The sequence below is a fragment of the Pseudomonas sp. BS3767 genome, from assembly GCF_900099665.1.
GTDB lineage: Bacteria > Pseudomonadota > Gammaproteobacteria > Pseudomonadales > Pseudomonadaceae > Aquipseudomonas > Aquipseudomonas cerasi.
Genome location: NZ_FNCX01000001.1, coordinates 327,496 through 346,309 on the forward strand (window position 1 = coordinate 327,496; position 18,814 = coordinate 346,309).

Annotated in this window: 13 protein-coding genes (1 of these 13 cut by a window edge); 10 read left to right on the forward strand and 3 right to left on the reverse strand. The window is 61.4% G+C overall.

Translation table 11 applies throughout. The features are described from left to right. Positions 1-6,471, forward strand: partial view of a non-ribosomal peptide synthetase gene (locus BLR16_RS01350; RefSeq protein ID WP_092194052.1) — the final stretch only. It extends 11,310 nt beyond the left edge of the window; the window shows 6,471 of its 17,781 coding nt (coding positions 11,311-17,781); its start codon lies off the left edge, out of view; it ends in the stop codon at positions 6,469-6,471. Between the two features lie 117 nt (positions 6,472-6,588). Here the strand turns inward: BLR16_RS01350 and BLR16_RS01355 are convergent, their stop codons facing one another. The 3 genes from BLR16_RS01355 to BLR16_RS01365 form a co-directional block, all read right to left on the reverse strand. Then, a complete protein-coding gene (locus BLR16_RS01355; RefSeq protein ID WP_058396925.1) occupies positions 6,589-7,257 on the reverse strand; it encodes a helix-turn-helix transcriptional regulator in 669 nt (222 codons plus the stop codon). 358 nt (positions 7,258-7,615) lie between these two features. Beyond that, positions 7,616-9,052 (reverse strand): coniferyl aldehyde dehydrogenase, encoded by a 1,437-nt coding sequence (locus BLR16_RS01360; protein ID WP_058396924.1) that lies wholly within the window; start codon positions 9,050-9,052, stop codon positions 7,616-7,618. A 181-nt stretch (positions 9,053-9,233) separates the two neighbouring features. Beyond that, positions 9,234-9,917: a TetR/AcrR family transcriptional regulator gene (locus BLR16_RS01365; RefSeq protein WP_003433998.1), complete on the reverse strand. Its 684-nt coding sequence runs from the start codon at positions 9,915-9,917 to the stop codon at positions 9,234-9,236. A 161-nt stretch (positions 9,918-10,078) separates the two neighbouring features. Here BLR16_RS01365 and BLR16_RS01370 point away from each other — a divergent pair, with 161 nt between their 5' ends. The 9 genes from BLR16_RS01370 to BLR16_RS01410 all read left to right on the forward strand — a co-directional run bounded on the left by BLR16_RS01370 (position 10,079) and on the right by BLR16_RS01410 (position 18,792). Next, on the forward strand, positions 10,079-10,504 hold the full coding sequence (locus tag BLR16_RS01370; protein ID WP_003351155.1) for a DUF2147 domain-containing protein: 426 nt from the start codon (positions 10,079-10,081) through the stop codon (positions 10,502-10,504). Between the two features lie 28 nt (positions 10,505-10,532). Then, positions 10,533-11,414 (forward strand): TorF family putative porin, encoded by an 882-nt coding sequence (locus tag BLR16_RS01375; RefSeq protein WP_074807687.1) that lies wholly within the window; start codon positions 10,533-10,535, stop codon positions 11,412-11,414. A 10-nt stretch (positions 11,415-11,424) separates the two neighbouring features. Further along, positions 11,425-13,053 carry a xylulokinase gene (locus BLR16_RS01380; protein ID WP_003372836.1) on the forward strand — a complete coding sequence of 543 codons (1,629 nt, stop codon included), beginning with the start codon at positions 11,425-11,427 and terminating at the stop codon, positions 13,051-13,053. Then, positions 13,050-13,733 carry a class II aldolase/adducin family protein gene (locus BLR16_RS01385; protein WP_003372838.1) on the forward strand — a complete coding sequence of 228 codons (684 nt, stop codon included), beginning with the start codon at positions 13,050-13,052 and terminating at the stop codon, positions 13,731-13,733. Before BLR16_RS01380 ends, BLR16_RS01385 begins: the two co-directional genes overlap by 4 nt. Further along, entirely contained in the window at positions 13,730-15,211 is a 1,482-nt protein-coding gene (locus tag BLR16_RS01390; RefSeq protein ID WP_003433991.1) for an aspartate aminotransferase family protein, read from the forward strand. The genes BLR16_RS01385 and BLR16_RS01390 overlap by 4 nt, the downstream gene beginning before the upstream one ends. Before the next feature lie 10 nt (positions 15,212-15,221). Further along, complete coding sequence (locus tag BLR16_RS01395) at positions 15,222-15,842, forward strand: hypothetical protein (RefSeq protein WP_003372840.1); 621 nt, start codon at positions 15,222-15,224, stop codon at positions 15,840-15,842. 22 nt (positions 15,843-15,864) lie between these two features. Next, a complete protein-coding gene (locus tag BLR16_RS01400; RefSeq protein WP_003372842.1) occupies positions 15,865-17,040 on the forward strand; it encodes an MFS transporter in 1,176 nt (391 codons plus the stop codon). A 280-nt stretch (positions 17,041-17,320) separates the two neighbouring features. Next, positions 17,321-17,830, forward strand: coding sequence for a sigma-70 family RNA polymerase sigma factor (locus tag BLR16_RS01405; protein WP_003318943.1), 510 nt, complete (start codon positions 17,321-17,323; stop codon positions 17,828-17,830). Next, positions 17,827-18,792: a FecR domain-containing protein gene (locus BLR16_RS01410; protein ID WP_054081424.1), complete on the forward strand. Its 966-nt coding sequence runs from the start codon at positions 17,827-17,829 to the stop codon at positions 18,790-18,792. Before BLR16_RS01405 ends, BLR16_RS01410 begins: the two co-directional genes overlap by 4 nt. Positions 18,793-18,814 lie beyond the last annotated feature (22 nt).

An 18,814-nucleotide genomic window follows, 5' to 3' on the forward strand; every position in this document is an offset into this window, starting at 1 on the left:
GCGGTGGTGGCGCGTCGTGGGCTGGACACGCTGGTGAGCCTGCTGGCCGTGCTCAAGTCCGGTGCCTGCTATGTGCCGGTGGATCCGGCGCACCCCGATGAGCGCATAAGCTACCTGCTGACCGACAGCGCGCCAGCAGTGGTGCTCGCGGAACAGGCGTTCATGGCGCGCCTGCCTGCACTTACAGTGCCGCTGCTCGCGCTTGATCGACCTCAATGGCCTGAGCAACCGGCAAATCCGCTGGTGTCGGGGCTGACGCCCGGCGATCTGGCGAATGTGATTTACACCTCCGGCTCGACCGGGCAACCGAAAGGCGTGATGGTCGAACACCGCACGCTGGCCAATCTCGTCCACTGGCATTGCCAGGCGTTCGCTTTGCACGCCGGCAGTCACACGGCCACGGTGGCCGGTTTCGGTTTTGATGCCATGGCCTGGGAAGTCTGGCCGGCGCTGTGTGCAGGGGCAACGCTGCATATCCCGCCCGCCGAGATCAGCAATGAACAGCTCGATCTGCTGCTCGACTGGTGGCTCACGCAGCCGCTGCACGTGGCGTTTCTGCCGACACCGGTGGCTGAATATGCGTTCAGCCGCGAGCTCTATCACCCAACGCTGCACACGCTGCTGATCGGTGGCGACCGCCTGCGGCAGTTCCACTGCGAGCCAGGTTTCGCAGTGATCAACAACTATGGCCCGACCGAAACCACGGTGGTCGCCACTTCCGGTCGTCTGTTGCCTGACGGCAGCCTCGACATCGGCAAGCCGATCGCCAACACCCGCGTGTACCTGCTGGATGAGCACCAGCAACTGGTGCCGACCGGTGTTGCTGGCGAGTTGTACATCGGCGGAGAAGGCGTAGCGCGCGGTTATCTGAATCAGCCGCAACTCACTGCCGAGCGCTTCCTCAGCGATCCGTTCTGTGAGCACCCGCAGGCGCGCATGTACCGCACCGGTGATCTGGCACGCTGGAATGCCGACGGCACGCTGGACTATCTGGGGCGTAACGACGATCAGGTGAAAATCCGCGGTATGCGCATCGAACTGGGCGAAATCGAGGCGCAACTGACCTCGTTGCCGGGTATCGAGGAATCGCTGGTGGTCGCGCGCGAGGACGAACCTGGACAGTCACGTCTGGTGGCGTATTTCATTGAACAAGGCCCGCACCCGGCGCTTGATATCGCCAGGCTGCGTGCCGACATGCTGGACCGCCTGCCGGGCTACATGGTGCCGAGTGCATTCGTGCGCCTTGATGCCTGGCCACTGACCGCCAACGGCAAGGTCGATCGACGTGCTTTGCCGGTGCCGGATCGCGACGCCATGCCAGGGCGCGAATACGAGCCGCCGCAAGGCGAGCTGGAAATGGCCCTGGCCGACATCTGGAGCGAGCTGCTGCAAGTCGAGCAAATAGGGCGCAACGATCATTTCTTCGAGCTCGGCGGCCATTCACTGCTCGCCGTTACCCTGATCGCGCGCATGCGTCGCCGTGGCATGGATGCCGATATCCGCGTGTTGTTTGCCCAGCCGACCCTGGCCGCCCTGGCGCGTGCCGTCGGCAGCGGCGCTCAGGTGAAGATTCCGGCCAACCTGATCGGTGTGGATTGCACATCAATCACCCCGGACCTGTTGCCGCTGGTGAAACTGGATCAGGCAGGCATTGATCGCATTGTCGCGAGCGTTACCGGGGGGGCGAGCAATATTCAGGACATCTACCCGCTGGGGCCTCTGCAGGCGGGCATTTTCTATCACTACCTGTCCGCCGCTGAGGATGATCCCTATCGCTTGCAGGCACGCTTCGCCTTTGCCGACCGCTCGCGACTGGATGCCTTCAGCCAGGCGCTGCAACAGGTCATCGCCCGCAACGACGTGTTGCGGACTTCGCTGTGCTGGGAAGGTCTGGAAACGCCTGTGCAAGTGGTTTGGCGGCATGCCGATCTGCCGGTGATCGAGGTGCCGCTGGCGGCGCTGGATGCGCCCGAGCCGCTGGAGCTCGTGCGTGCACCGCTGTTGCGTCTGGTTCATGCCGATGACCCGGAAAACGGGCGTATCGTCGCGGTCCTGCTGTTCCATCACCTGATCATGGACCACGTTGCCCTGGACCTGCTGAGCCAGGAATTGCAGGCGGTACTGCTCGATCAGGCAGCGCAACTGCCTGCGCCAGTGCCTTACCGCAACTACATCGCGCAGACCTTGCTGGGGGCGGGGGACGACACGCACGAAGCGTTCTTCCGCGAGCAATTGGGCGATCTGGATGAGCCGACCCTGGCGTACGCTCAGACCTGGTTGCCAGGGCCGGAGGTTGCAGGCGAGGCCCGAGTGCGTCTGGATGCGGACCTGAGCAGGCGGCTACGCCATCAGGTGCGGCAGCTGGGTGTCAGTCCTGCCAGCCTGATGCACCTGGCGTGGGCGCAGGTACTGGGCCGATTGTCCGGGCGTGACAGCGTGGTGTTCGGCACCGTACTGCTGGGTCGCTTGAATGGCAGCGAGGGTGCAGAACGTACACTCGGGGTGTTCATCAACACCTTGCCGCTGCGCATCGACCTGGCCGATCAGAGTGCACGCGATGCTCTGTCCCAGACTCACCGCCGCCTGACCGGATTGCTTGCCCACGAACAGGCTTCTCTGGCAATCGCTCAGCGTTGCAGCGCCTTGCCTGCGGGCGTACCGCTGTTCAGTGCGCTGTTGAATTACCGCCACAGCGCGGTGCCCAGTGAGGTAAACGAGGCTGCCGGCGAGGCCTGGCAGGGTATCGAGCTGTTGCAGTCCGGCGAGCGCAGCAGCTATCCGTTGACGCTCAGCATCGATGATCTGGGCGAAGCGTTCGACCTGACTGCGCTGACCTCGACAGGTATCGATGCCCGACGTATTTGTGCGTACCTTTCCAGTGCCGTGAACGGGCTGGTCGATGCCCTCGAGCAGTCACCGGCGGAACCGATTCAAACCCTGAATATTCTGCCCGGCACCGAGCGAACCGAACTGCTCAATGGCTTCAATGCCGATCGCCTTACGGCGGAGTACCCGCTGCCCGTTCACCTACGTATCGAACAGCAGGCGCTTGACCAGCCGAACGCACTGGCTGCTCAGGCGGGCGACCAGCATTTGAGCTACGGCGAGTTGAATGCCCGTGCCAACGCATTGGCCCATCATCTGATCGGACTGGGCGTACGTCCTGACGACCGGGTGGCGGTGATCGCGCGGCGCGGTCTGGAGACGCTGACGGGGCTGCTGGCAGTGCTGAAAGCCGGGGCGAGCTACGTACCGGTCGATCCGGCCCACCCGGATGAACGCATCAGCTATCTGCTGGAGAACAGCGCGCCCGTGGTGGTGTTGGCCCAATTCGACCTGCTGACGCGTCTGCCCGAACTGCAGGTGCCGGTGATCGCGCTTGATCGCCCGGACTGGTCACAGCGCACCGACAACCCGTCCGTGCCGGAAATGACCACGCACCATCTGGCTTACGTGATTTACACCTCGGGGTCCACCGGGCTGCCCAAGGGCGTGATGGTCGAGCACCGCACGCTGAACAATCTGGTGGATTGGCACTGTGAAGCGTTCAACCTGCGTGCCGGCAGTCATACCGCCAGCGTTGCCGGGTTTGGTTTCGACGCCATGGCCTGGGAAGTCTGGCCTGCGCTGTGTGCCGGTGCGGTGCTGCACCTGCCCCCAGCTGAGATTGGCAACGAACAGCTCGATGTGCTGCTCGACTGGTGGCTGGCTCAGCCGCTGCAGGTGGCGTTTCTGCCGACCCCGGTGGCCGAATACGCCTTCAGCCGTGAATTACACCATCCAACGCTGCAGACTTTGTTGATTGGCGGTGATCGTTTACGCCATTTCAACCGTGATCCGGGTTTCGCCGTGGTCAACAACTATGGCCCGACAGAGACCACGGTGGTGGCCAGCTCTGGCCGGATGCAGCCGGGCAAGGTGCTGCACATCGGCAAGCCGGTTTCCCATGCCCGACTGTATGTACTGGATTCGCGTGGACAGCCAGTGCCACTCGGGGTGCCCGGCGAGTTGTACATCGGCGGCACAGGCGTGGCTCGCGGCTATCTGAACCGTGCGGACCTGACCGCAGAACGCTTCCTCGACGATCCGTTCAGCGACAGCCCCGGCGCCCGAATGTATCGCTCCGGCGATCTGGTGCGCTGGCTGTCCGACGGGACGCTTGAATACCTGGGCCGCAACGATGATCAGGTGAAGATCCGTGGCGTGCGTATCGAGCCGGGAGAGATCGAACAGCACCTGGCGCAATGCCCGGGCGTCAGCGAAGCGGTGGTGACCACCCAGCGTCTGGACGATGGTTCGTTGCGTCTGGTGGGCTACTTCACCCGTCGCGATGCATCGCTCGACAGTGCCGCCTTGCGTGCGCATCTGTTGGGGCAGCTCCCGGAATACATGGTGCCTGCGGTATTTGTAGGTCTTGATACGCTGCCATTGACCCAGAACGGCAAGGTCGACCGCAAGGCGTTGCCTGCGCCGGACCTGGCCGCTCTTGCGAACCTCGCCTACCAAGCGCCTTCGACAGCGCTGGAAGAGCGTCTGGCGGAGGTGTGGGCCGAGGTTCTTGAAGTCGGAAAAATAGGCAGGCACGACAGCTTCTTCGAATTGGGCGGCCATTCGCTATCGGCCATCCGTCTGGTCAGCCTGCTGCAAAAAGCAGGCGTGTCACTGACGCTGGCCGAGCTGTTTCAGCACCCTAGCGTCGCAGCGCTGGCAGGGTTGCTCGACCAGCGTCCAGGATCACCGGACGAAGCTCGTGAGGTGATCACAGTGCGTGCCGGTGGCAGCGAGTCACCGTTGTTTCTGCTCCACGATTTCACAGGGCTGGATGCTTATTTCCCTGTGCTTGGGCAACATCTTCAGGGCGACTTTCCGATTTACGGCTTGCCGGGCATTGGCCTTGGGCAGCAGCAATTACGCACCATGGAGTGCCTGGCTGCGCGGATGGTGGAGCGCATTCGTCAGGTCCAGCCGCGCGGTCCGTATCGGTTGGCCGGCTGGTCGTTTGGTGGGGTTATGGCCTACGAAGTGGCTACTCAACTGCTGGGCATGGACGAGGCCGTCACATTCCTCGGCCTGATCGACAGCTATGTGCCACGCCTGACCGATCAGGGCAAGGCACGCTGGCAGGGACCTGACTTGCTTGAGCGGCAATTGCTCTCGCACTGCACTGCGCACTGGCAAGCCCAGGCGGGTGAGGGTGCCGCCAGGTTGGCGCGCCTCACCTCATTGAGCGAGCAAGCACCGCTGCCGGACTTCGCGACGCTGTTGCAACTGTGCCGCGACGAAGGTCTGTTGTACGAGGAGCTGGCGCTGGCGAGCGATCAGCAGTTGCACCATTACCTGGACCGGGAAGTGGCGCATGGTCAGGCCCTGGCGCATTACCAGCTGGAACCGCTCAGCCTGCCGATCCATTTGTTCCGCGCCGAACAGCGTCCAATGGCGCCGATCGGAAGCAGTTCGACCCTGGGCTGGGGTGAGATTCTCTCCAGAAATCAACTGCAGTGCGTCGATGTCCCGGGGGACCACATGACGATGATGCAGGCACCGCACGTGGCCGTGCTCGGTCGGAGCATCGTTCAGGCGTTGCACAGCGTGCCCGCCACGCCACCGCCGGCACCGGCTCATCAGTCGCTGCTGGCGATCCAGAGCGGGCGTGACGGGCATGCGCCAGTGTTTTGTGTACCGGGCGCCGGTGACAGCGTCACCAGCTTCATTGGCCTGGCAGAGGCGCTGGGGCCGGACTGGCCGATCCACGGCCTGCAACCGCGCGGCCTGGACGGTCGCAGTGTTCCGCACAGCAGGGTGGAAGCGGCAGCGCAGAGCCATGTGCAAGCCATCGAAGCGCTGTATCCGAAAGGCCCGCTGCATCTGGTTGGGCATTCGTTCGGAGGCTGGGCGGCGCACGCCATGGCGGTCAAGCTTCAGGCCCGAGGCCGCGAGGTTGTCTCGTTGACCTTGATCGACAGCGAGGCGCCTGGCGGCGAGGGTCTGAGCAGCAAGCCTTATACCGCCACCGCCGTGCTGGAACGCCTGATCGAGGCGCTGCAGTTGTCCAGTGGAAGAAGCCTGGAGCTCGACCCACTGGCGTTTGCCGACAGCGACACGGTCGCGCAAATGCACCTGCTTCAGCAGGCCATGGTGCGCGTCGGGTTATTGCCGCCACGTCTGGCGGCACAGGCCCTGCAAGGGATCGTCCGCACGTTTGCCAGCGCCTTGCGCACGGTCTATCGACCTGAGCCGGGAGGCTACAGCGGCAGGGCAAGTCTGGTACTGGTGAATGACCCGCATCTGGATGCGCTGGACAATCAACTCGAACATGCCGCTTGCGCAAGCCAATGGCAGCATTTGCTGCCGCAACTTTCGCTCTGGGAGGGGCCGGGCAACCACTTCAGCGTCCTGAAAGCTCCGGACGTCTATAGCCTGTCGGCCTGGTGGTATGACGGATTGACAGTCGGTGTGGGGGAAACGCAATGACTTGGTGGGTATTGATAAAGCGTGATTGCAGGCGCAGGGAGGTCTTGCATCGGAGGCGGTGAGGGTGTATCCGAGAGGGGCGATCGGTATCGCCCCTCCCGTTGCATCGACTGGCGGTCAGCAGGTTGAAAAAACGCCCGCTGATGAGCCATACATCCAGCGCATCAGTGAATTACGACCGCTGATGCCCAGTTTGATCGCCGCACGGCGCTGGTAACTGCCCACGGTATTGACCTTGAGTGCGAGCCGCTCGGCCTGCTCAAGCGCGGTATGACCGGCGAGCAGCCCAAGGCACACCTGGGTTTCGCGTTCGGACAACGTCAGACCCGTTTCGCGCAGTCGTTCCTGGAAGCGCCTCTCAATGCTTTCGGGCTTTTTATGCTCGATGCCGGGCATTGCCGATTGCAGGGCATTGACATGTTTTTCAAGTATCGAAAACAGCAGAGGGGAAATGTCGCCCAGCTGCCGGCGTTCCTTTTCTGAGAATTCGTGCGCGGGAAGCGCCCGAAATACCGTTATTTTACAACTAAAGCTTTCCGAGGCCTGATCAGGGTAAAGATGAATGGAGTCACTGAGCAACAGCGTGCCCCGCGATGACGTGACGGTCTCGTTAAAGACCGTTGGTGCAGAGGCAGGCGGCGTTTGCCAGGGCTGCGGCAGTGATGAGAGGTGCGTGGCATCTACGGCAAGCTGAGTATCGATCAGCTTGTGGAACATGCTGGAAAAATTCCCGCTACCGATGCTGGCGATGGCCCTGCCAATCTGCGGAAGTAGTGTGTGAGGCATTTAGTCATCCATGAGTTTAGAACTGCTGACAATGTTATAGACGCTGTAAGCATGGCGCAGTCACATCAACTTAGTCGCTGGCGTTTTCGGCGCGAGATCAGCGTTAGATGCCCGCTAGAGCATCTCTAGTGGAGTACAGCAAAGAGTATCGTCCTGAGGTTACCTAAATACTTCACTATCAGAAAGAGTGATGGTCATCGGTCGGACGGCGGACAATGGCGTCGCAGAAGTGGGGCGGGCTGGCCGGCGTTAGCTCATGCTGCCTGATGTTGTGACGGGAAGTAGAAAGTGAATAAAAACCCCGCGCATATGCATGTAAACGTCGTGATATGGCGGGGTAACATCGTTCGGCAGGCGCCTACTTTCCGATCATGAGTCGGGTGACCAGACGCGTAAGCCGTCCGTAAGGTGCCGAGACCTTGTCGGACATGTTGAAACGACCGAGCTTGAGAACGCCGCGGGCATGGGACAGGCGAACGAAGCCTTCGTAGCCGTGATAGGCCCCGGTGCCACTGTCGCCGACACCGCCAAAGGGCAGGTCATCCTGGGTTGCGTGCAGCATGGTGCCATTGATGGTCACGCCGCCGGACTGCGTGCGGTTCAGCACCCTGTCCACAGACGTTTGAACGTTGGAAAAGCAATAAAGGGCCAGCGGTGCCGGACGAGCATTGATAAAGGCGATGGCTTCATCCAGAGAGTCATACGCGAGCACCGGCAGCAGCGGGCCGAAAATCTCTTCGCCCATGACATCTGCGTTCAGGGACACCTGAGTGAGTGCCATTGGTGCAATCTTGCGTTCGCCCGCCGTTGCAGGCGCATTGTGTTGCCACGCCTTGGCCCCCGTCGCGACGGCCTGACTGGCCATCGCCATAAGCCGGTCGTAGTGGCGCTGGGAGATGATCGAGGTGTAGTCCGGATTGCCATCGAGGGTCGGGTAAAGTTTTTTTGCCGCAGCCAGCCACTCGCTGGCAAAGCTGTCCACCTGTTCGCGCGGGACGAGGGCATAGTCAGGTGCTACGCAGGTCTGACCGGCGTTGAACAGTTTGCCGATAGCGATCATCCGGGCGGCTTTCGTGATCGAAAAGTCGTCGCAGACCACGACTGGCGACTTGCCGCCCAGCTCCAGTGTGACCGGTGTCAGATGGCGTGCCGCCGCCGCCATGACCTGGCGGCCCACGCGGGTCGAGCCGGTAAACAGCAGATGGTCAAAAGGCAGCTCACTGAACTGGCCCGCCAGCGTGGCGTCGCCAGTGACCACGACAACCTGCTCGGCGGGAAACGTTTCGCCGAGCAACTGCCTGAGCAGCTCGGAGGTTCGGGGTGTCAGTTCCGAAGGTTTGATCATCGCCCGGTTACCTGCAGCCAGCGCCTCTATCAAGGGCACCAGCGTCAGCGTCAGCGGGTAGTTCCACGGAGCGAGAATGCCGACGACGCCCAGCGGCTGATAAACCACCCGTGCTGCGGCGGGCCTGAAGACAATACCCGCCTTGCGCCGGGACGGACGCATCCACGCTTTGAGGTGCGAGCGGATGTGCTTGATGCCGTTGACCACCGGCATCAATTCACCGAGCCGGGTTTCGTCGAACGAACGGTTGCCGAAGTCTGCGCTGACCGCCTCGAGCAACCTGTCCTGGTTATCGCTGACCATACGCAGGACGGCGTTGAGGTCTGCGATTCGTTGATCGTAGGAAGGTGCGCCCTGAGCACGGAATGCAGCCTGCTGTGCCTCGAACAGCTCGGTTAGCCCGGCAGCGTGGAACGTGGTACCTGGCGGAACCCTGGCGGGTTGATTCATGACGCTGCTCCTGTGGCTGCGTGTTTTTTATAGTCACTGCGACCGAACCTGCCGCAAGTGCAGGCGTGTCAGCGGTAATGTGTCGATGTCCTGGCTCACCTAACCGTATAGGACACTGCAAAGCCAATGGAGGGGCGATCCGGCCGGTTAAAGTGGCTGGAACGGCCAACCTGTATTGCAATCATTGCTCGCCATGCACAGGTTCGGGCGCCAGGCGATCCAGATGACTGACAATCATCGCTGCCACCATCGCGCAGGTTTTCGCGGGCTCCAGCGGTTCATCGAACAACAACTCAATGGTCGCGTGAATCATTTCCACCGCAACGCGGGCAACCATGGCGATGTCCTCGGACGCCGCGTCTGGAAAAGCACTGCCGATGATGGCGGCCTGAGCCTTGGAAACCCTGCGGTGGGAGTCGAGCCGCACATGCTCCAGCGCGGGAACCGCCCTCAGTGCCTTGAGCGTCCACATGCCGCCCAGCGTGGCATCGGTGACCCGGTACGTATCCAGAATAAGCTCGGCGAGCGCCTGCTCAAGCGCCTGAGGCGGACCTGCGATCAGCTCGGGGGTGATCCAGTGATCGATCCGCTCGTTCTGTTTCTCGAGCAGACGTTCGCCCAGCACCGTCAACAGCGCGTACTTATTGGGGAAATAGCGATACAACGCGGGCGGCGTAAGGCCGGCCCGTTCGCATACCAGATTGGTCGACAAACGTTCTATGCCGACCTCGCACAGGGTGTTTGCCGTGGCGACCAGAATGCGTTCGTAGGTTTCGGTAGCACGCTGCTGCGCGGGCAACTTCTTGCGTTCAACGCTTTTCCCGGCGATCTGCTCGGGAAGGGTTTCGGTTTTCAGCCTGGCCATAAGTACCTGTCAAGAAGAATGGGGCGCCAGCATGACGATCAAAAAAACAGTTGCTGCACGATAAAATGATAGTTATAACTATCGTGTAGCGATGACTATCATAACTGAAGCGTCGTTATTGTGACGGTCTGTCAAAACAAAAAATAAAAAAAGGTGACGCTATGAACGTACGGCAGTGGCTTTTCCTCTCTTCGGTTCTGATGTGCTCCACCAGCATTCATGCTGCTGCCGGTCCGCTTGAGGCCAAGGGCCTTTGGCTGACGGCGGAAAAGGACGCGGTAGTCAGGCTTGACGACTGCGCAGACAAGACCGGCGCTATCTGCGGCCAGATTGTCTGGGTCAAGGATGCTGCTTCGACGTCGAGTGACTGCGGCGTACAGATTCTGCAGCTGACCCGCTACGACCAGGACGCCTGGCGTGATGGCTGGGTGTATGACCCCCGTGATCAGAAAAAATATAAGGGCGCCGTTCGAGTCAAGGATGGACGCCTCAATGTAAGGGCTTTTGTCGGCACCGAAGTTCTCGGCAAGACAGAGCAATTCGAGCGAATCGCAACACTGCCTCCTGCCCCGGTTTGCAAATCGTAAATCCGGCCCTTTAGCGTGGGAGAGAATCATGCGCACGTATACAACCCGTTATGCAATGGCTGCAGCCCTGTGCTGCGCAGCAGGCTCGACTCTTGCCATCGCCGATGAAATGTCGAGCTACGCAGTGGATGTTACCGCCAAGGTCAGCTCGGACATTCGTACCCGCGGGATTTCCGATTCTCTGAATCGGCCCGGGGCCAAGGTGACCCTCCAGGTCGCCCATGAAACAGGCCTGGTGGCGCTTGCCGAATTTACCACGGTCAGCAAGAAACAGTTCCTCGACGGCGACGGTGCAGGCGTATTGCTGGCGGGCGGTTATCGCTTCGGCGATCCGGATGCCTGGCACTATGGCGTCGGGCTGGCGGCCGAGATGTTTCCAGGGGCTCAGTTCAAGGCGCCGAACCGGTTCGATTTCGAAACGTTCACGCCAGGTGAAGAGCACTCGACCAATTACAACAGCCAGTTCGCCGTGCTTGAAATCGGTTACGGCGCGCTCGAAGGGCGAATCGCCCGGGTGCTCTCGAAAAACTACCGGGGTGCCAACAGTGGCGGGGTATGCGGCGCGCAATTGCAGTTCCGCGATGACCCGACCAAAGGCCTCGATTGCTATGCCAAGGGTGACCGCAACTCCCGGGGCAGCATGCTCTATGACCTCGATTACAAATACGCGCTGGGCATCAACACCAACCTGAAGCTGCACGCCGGCTATCAACAGATCGAAAACTTCTCGGAAGCCGACTTTGCCGATTATGGCGCAGGTCTGGTCCACCACTGGTGGGGCTTCGACTGGGGGCTTGACTGGGTGACGACCAAGACCAGGGCGCGCGAGCTGTATATGGCCGAGGACGACGGACATGTGCGCACCACGGACGGCAGTCGCTGGGTAGCGTCGATTTCCCGCACATTCTGAGTAGACCTTTATGACTTCGCTTTTCATTTCCCGGACGCCTGAGGCGGCTACCGGCCTGGAGCAACTCGTCCTCGCGATCGACCTGGGAACGTCCGGCTGCAAGTGCGCGCTGGTCTCCATGGAGGGAGACATCCGCGCCTGGGCGTTTCACGGTGTACCGCTGCACGTCAGTGGCCTGAGTGCCGAGCAGGAACCCGAGGACTGGTGGAACGCGTTTCTGCTTGGTGCCCACGAATTGCTGGCAGCCGACCCGCTCAGGCGTCGTCAGGTGGTGGCCGTGTGTTGCTCGACGCAAAGCGAAGGCACGGTCTGTGTCGATCGCGACGGGACCGCGATTGGCCGGGCGCTGCTGTGGCTGGACAAACGCGGCGCCGACTCGATCAAAAAACGCATGGGCGGAGGCTGGTGCAATCTGGGCGGCTACGGGCCGCTCAAACTCTGGAAATCGCTGCGACTGACCGGCGGGGTAGCGTCGCTGTCGGGCATGGATTCGGCCGGGCACATGGCCTATATCCTTGACCACGATCCGGCAAGGTATGACCAGACGCACAAGTTTCTGAATGTGCTCGACTATATGAACATGCGCTTGTCTGGGCGTTTCTGCGCCACAGGTGACTCGATGCTGACCGCCTGGGTAACCGACAATCGCGATCCTCATCACATCCGTTACGACGCCAGCCTGATCAGGGCTCTGGGTATCGACGCAGGCAAGCTGCCTGAGCTGGTGGGCTCGACGGAAGTCATCGGCACCTTGAAGCCCGAGCTCGCCGATGCTTTGGGGCTGCTTCGATCCACACCTGTGGTGGCGGGTGCTGTGGACACCTCGGCGGTGGCCGTTGGCGCCACCGTGCGCGACTTCGCTCCGCATCTTTATCTGGGCACCTCGTCGTGGGTCGGCGCTCACGTGCCGTTCAAGAAATCCAGTGTTCGCCACCACATTGCTGCGGTACCCAGTGCGGTCAAGGGCCGGTATCTGGCAATGGCCATGCAATCGGCGGCGGGCTCCAATCTGTCGTTTCTGCGCGACAAGGTGCTGTATCACCCGGACGAGTTGCTGAGCGATGAGCAGCAGCCGGACGTGTACGCCTTGCTGGACCGTATCGCCGCCCGAGTGCCACCGGGTTCGAGGGGGCTGATCTACACGCCATGGTTGTGTGGCGAGCGCTCTCCGGTAGGTGATCCGAGCCTGCGTGCCGGCCTGATCAACCTGAAACTCGAGCACTCGCGGGAAGACATCATCCGGGCCTTCATGGAGGGCGTCGCGCACAACACGCGCTGGATGCTGGAACCGTTCTCGCAATTTATCGGCCAGTCGCGCGGAGTCATCGTCGCCACCGGAGGCGGAGCGCAATCGGATGTGTGGTGCCAGATCATGGCCGATGTCTGCGGGCGAGTCATTCAGCAACCGCATAACCCGATTCAGACCAACGCACGCGGTGCGGCCTTCATTGCTGCAGTAGCGCTCGAAAAACTGCAGTTCAACGATCTGCCGGCCCTGCAACGGCCGCATCGGCTGTACGAACCCTCCGAATCAACCCGAAACCTGTATGACGACCGCTTCGCCACGTTCAAGGAAGTCCGCAAACGTCTGGCGCCGCTCTATCGCAGGTTGAACCCATCGCAGGAGACGGCACCATGAGCAATGTTCAACAGCAGATCGTCGACCTGTCGCGGCATCTGTCACGCCGCGGCTTCTTTGCCGCAACCGGCGGCAACCTTGCGCTGCGTATCGACGCATTGCACATCGCGGTCACTCCGTCGGCCACCGACTACTTCAGCATGCGGCCAGAGGACGTCTGCGTATTGCGACTCAAGGATCTCAAGCAGTTGTCGGGCGAACGTTCGCCCTCGGTTGAAAGCGAGCTGCACGCGAAAGTCCTGCGCAGTCGCCCGGACGTCAACTGCAGCATTCACACCCATCAACCATTGGCCAGCGCCTGCACATTGTTCGGCAAATCGCTGGAAGTGCCATACCCGCCGCTGTGGCAATCGCTGGGCCGGCGAATTCAGCTGGTGGGTTATGCGCCGTCCGGTTCCGGTTGGCTGGCGGGCAAGCTGGAAAAGACCATCCGGCCTGACCAAAACGCCTACCTGATGCGCAATCACGGCGTTCTGTGCTGTGGCCCGGACATAGAAGCCACCCTGAAGCGCCTGGAGGACCTGGAAACATTCTGTCGTGACCATCTTCTCAACCAGATCAAAGCCAACAGCCGTGGCAAACCCGAATCACGCGTTGCAATAGCACGCCTGATCGACGCCCTGACCAGTGCCGGCTCGCACGCCCTCAGCCCTCAGACTTTTTCAGAGACTCAATCATGAACAGACCTCTCGATCCTGCCAACATCCCTGACATTCCCGCATCGGCCGTGTCGCAATGGCCCGATGTCGATTCACTGTATCGCCGCTTCGATGAGCTCGTGAAACAGCCGATTCGCCCGATCAAGCGCGACGCGATGAACAAGATCATGGGCTATTTCGACGAGCGCTGCCAAGGCTCGAAGCGGCTTTCCGAGGCGGCGAAAAAGGTCATACCGGGAGGCGTGCAACATAATCTGGCGTTCAACTATCCGTTTCCGCTGGCCTTCGCCCAGGCTAACGGTGCGCACCTGACCGATGTCGATGGCAATCGCTACACCGACTTCCTGCAGGCAGGCGGCCCGACGTTGCTGGGCTCCAACCATCCGGCCATTCGCGAACAGGTTGACCGGATTCTCGATGAGTGCGGGCCGGTGACCGGCTTGCTGCATGAATATGAAGTCAAACTGGCGGAACTGGTCTGCCAATCGATGCCGGGCGTCGACATGCTGCGCTTGCTGGGCTCGGGCACCGAGGCGGTCATGGCCGCGGTTCGTCTGGCCCGTGCCTATACCCGCAAGAAATGGGTGATCAAGATCGGCGGCGCCTACCACGGCTGGAGCGACCAGTTGGTCTATGGCATGCGCTTGCCGGGCACCGGGCGCATGGAGGCAGTGGGAATCCCGCGAGGCGCCACCGCAAACACTCAGGAGAGCCCACCCAACAATCTCGATGCGTTGCGTCGCAGGCTGCAAATCAATCGTCTGCGTGGTGGCACCGCAGCCATTATGGTCGAACCTTTTGGCCCGGAAAGTGGCACGCGTCCGGTGCACGCCGACTTCAACCGACAGCTGCGTGCGCTATGCAACGAATTCGATGCCCTGCTGATCTTCGACGAAGTGGTCACCGGATTCCGTGCCGGTCTGGGCGGCGCACAGGCTTACTTCAATGTCATGCCGGACATCACGGTACTGGGCAAATGCCTGACCGGGGGCTATCCGATGGCGGGTGCCATTGGCGGGCGCCGGGACGTGATGCAACTGCTTGCCGGTGGCATCGGCACATCCTCGCGACGGGCGTTCGTCGGCGGCACGCTGTCGGCCAATCCGTTGTCATGCGTCGCTGGTTATTACGCGCTGGTCGAAGCCCGCCGCCTGAACGCGCCGGCGCTGGCGGGAAGGGCGGGCGACCGTATGCGCGCAGGACTGGAAGAGATCATCAATCGGCGCGGCTTGCCCTACGTGGCGTACAACATGGGCTCCATCGTTCACCTGCAGACGTCCGGCGTCCTGCTGCTCGATACCGGCAACCCGCTCAAGCTGCTGAGGGCGCGCAATGAAGCCAAGACTCGCAAGCACATGATGGAAGAGATGGGCGCCGCGTATACCGCTCACGGCCTGATCACGCTGGCCGGGAGCCGCTTGTACACCAGCCTGGCTGACACCGACGATGTCATCGACGACGCGCTCGAACGCTTCGACGCTGTCTTTCAGTTGGTGTGAGGTGAGCAGCATGCGCGATTCACTTCGAAAACAGTGGTTTGATCTGCGTGAACGCCTGATGGGGCAGGTGGACTCACACAGCAGTGTGTCGTTGCGATTGCCGGGCGAACAGAGCATGTGGCTGGGCAAGCTCGACGACCTGGCGCCGCAGGTGGTTGATTGCAACGACTCGGCAGCGGGCGACGGCCAGACGCACGCGGCGATCTACCGCGCCCGAGCTGACGTCGGCGCCGTTCTGCTCGGCGGCGGTGCCTTCGCCAAAAGCCTGGTGGATTTTGGCGGAGTCCTGCCGATTCTATTTGATGAGCAGGCACGCCATATAGGCCATATGGCTACGCCTGCCAGTTCCGAGCAACCACTGGCGCGACTGTTGAAGCGTGGGGGAAATGCTGCGGTGATCGACAGCACACCGGTGGTGATGGGTACTACAGGGGCGCGAATGGTCCTCAATGCAGAGTTGTTCGAAAAATGCGCCAAGGCCTATACGCTGGCCAAGGCATGTGGCACGCACCTTACGTTACTGCCCTGGTGGGTGGTGCTGGTGGCCAACGGAAGGCTGATGAAAGACGAGAAGCGGGCGGCGCAGTGTTTTGCCGAAGGCCGTATTCCGCCTGAAACCCGCGGTTACTGAAACTTCCGAAGAGGCGCATGCCATGCAAACGTCGTCCGCTGTAACTCGCAGGCACCTGAGTGCCGCCTTGGCACTGGGCTCTGTCGCGGTGCTGATGGTAGGGCTGCAACCATTGCTTCTTGGCGAGTTACTGGCGCAAGACCACGTATCACTGGAAGGTGTCGGGCTGGTCGCAATGGGTGAAATCGTCGCGCTGGGGCTCGGTGTGGTGCTGGGCGACCTGCTGCGTTCGATGCTCAACCTGCGCCTGCTGACGGTCATCGCCATCCTGTGCGCTGCCGGAATGGATCTGGTCACGGCCAATGTCACCGGCGACGGGCCGTTGACCGCTGCACGCGCGCTGGCGGGGCTGGCCGAGGGCCTACTGCTCTGGGGCGCCGTCAGCCTTATCGTTCAGGGGCCTGCGCCAGACCGGGTGGCAGGCGTGTTCATGGTCGTCCAGACCCTGGCTCAGGCACTGATGGCCGCAGCGCTTGCGTACCTGATACTGCCTGATCGTAGCGTGCATGCAGGGTTCGTGTTTCTGGGAATGCTGACCGCAAGCTCAGTGCTGTTCGTTGTCTGGCTACCCGGACGCTTGCCGCAGCAGCCTGACAGACAGCTGGATACATCAGGTTTCAGATGGAATTTGAAGCAAGTGCTGCTGCTGATGCTGGTGTTCATGCAGCTCTCGGCCGTTGGCGGGTTGTGGGCGTATCTGGAGCCGCTGGGCCTCCACGCAGGGCTGGGCGCTCATGCGGCGCAATTGCTGGTGTCCGCGATGTTATTCATGCAGGTTCTGGGCGGCTGCCTGGGCATTCTGCTGGTACGCAGGGTGCCTGATTACTCGATGTTGGCTACCGCCGCGTTTCTTCTGGCCGGCATTGCATTGGGCATGTACATAACAGCCGATCAGGGGGTAAACGTATTTCTGGGCCTGTGCGCGCTGTTTGCCCTGATCTACCTGATGCTGACCCCGTTTCAGGTGCGCATTGCGCTGCAGATAGACCCCTCGGGACGCATCGCCGGGCTCATTCCCGGCATGCAACTGCTGGGCTGCGCATTCGGACCGCTGCTGGCGTCGCAATGGGTGTCTGGCGACAATGCTCAACCGGTACTGCTGGTCAGCGTCTGGCTGTCGGTATCGGCTTTGTGCCTGATAGCGCTGCTGCACCGGCGGGCAGTTGATAGAAGGGTCGGGGTTGTGGGCGGGGTTTGATTGGCGGCGTACTTAACAGTAATGGGAGTAGCCGATTCACCCATCCCGGCAGGCATTGTCTCGGAAAACGTACAAACAGGACACAAGGGGCGCTTTTTCAGCGCTAATTTGTCGTGCAGGTCAATCGCCCGGATGCAGCGCGGATCAACGTGTTGCGGGCTGACAGCCCCGATTTCACGCAGCGGCGATGGGCCTTTTGAAAAAAAGAGCGTGGACTCGGGATATAACACTAATTAGAATCAGTCTCATTTGGCGCATCCCATCGCTCAAGGCTTTTGACATGACTCAAGCAGCGACGCTATCACAGCAGACCTTGCATTCCCTGTACCGCGATCATCATGGCTGGCTGGAAAGCTGGCTGCGCAGACGCATGGGCAATGCCTGGGATGCGGCTGACCTGAGTCAGGATACGTTCCTGCGCGTGCTCTCCAGCTCCCAGCAGATCGCCGATATGCAGGAGCCGCGTGCCTACCTGCTGACCGTGGGCAAGCGCCTGCTGAGTAATTTCTACACTCGCCGCAGCCTTGAACAGGCTTATCTGGAAGCGCTGGCGCAGTTGCCCGAAGAAAGCGTGCCGTCGCCGGAGCAGCGCTGGTTGCTTCTGGAAACCCTGCAGGCGCTGGACGAGCTGCTCGATGGTCTGTCGGCAGTGGTGCGGCGGGCGTTTCTCTGGAGTCAGCTCGAGGGGCTGGGCTATCGGGAAATCGCTGAACGCCTGAGTGTTTCCGAACGCACCGTCAAACGCTATATGGCACAAGCCTACGAGCACTGTTTGCTGGTGGACTGGTGATTCGTCCGGCACCTTCTACCGAAGAACGCGAGGTAGTACGCAAAGCGGCGCAGTGGCTGGCGCTTCTGGAATCCGGTGGTGCCAGCGATGAAGATCACGCCATGCTGCAACACTGGCGTGACAGCTCCGCCAGTCACGAACGCGCCTGGCAAAAGGCCCAACAGCTGCGTCAGCGTTTTTTCGGTCTGCCTGCCAACCTCGCCATGGCGACGCTGGATCGTCCTGACAAGGCCAGGCGTGCGACGCTAAAAAGAGCGTTGGGGGCCGTGACACTGGTCCCTGCAGTCTGGCTGCTGGGGCGTCAATTGCCGCTGGATGTCTGGCGTGCCGACCTGCAAACCGCAGTCGGCGAGCACAAGCGCCTGTCGCTGGCTGATGGCAGCATGTTGCAACTGAATACCGACAGTGCGGTGAACGTGGACATGGGCGCCCGGGCAATCACCCTTGTACGGGGCGAAATAGCCCTCAAGGTGCCTGGCAGCGCGCCGCTGACCATCAACGGTCCTTACGGGCGCATCGTGGTTGGCCGGAGTGAAGTCTGTGTGCGTCTCAACGCAAGCGATTGCAGGGTCTCGGTCATCAGCGGCACGGTGCAGCTTTATCCCCTGCGCGGGCCGGTGCTGGCCTTGAATGCGCAGCAGCAGGTCACGCTGAAGCAGAGCGGCATCGGTCCTGTCAGTGCCTTCGACGCCTTGCTGCCTGGCTGGCGCGACGATGTGCTGAGCGCGCAGAACCAGTCACTGGGCGATTTCCTTCGCGAGCTGAGTCGTTACCGTCCGGGCCTGCTGCGCTGGGAACCTGAGCTGGAAAACCTGCGAGTGACGGGCAGTTTCAGGCTCGACAATACCGACCGCGTGCTGTCCTTGCTGGCGGCCAGTCTGCCGGTGGACGTGCAGATGCGCACGCGTTATTGGGTGACCCTGGTGCCTCGAAAAAACATTTCGACAAAAAATAGTGCGTAATGCTGTCCCTTTTTTTTGTCTC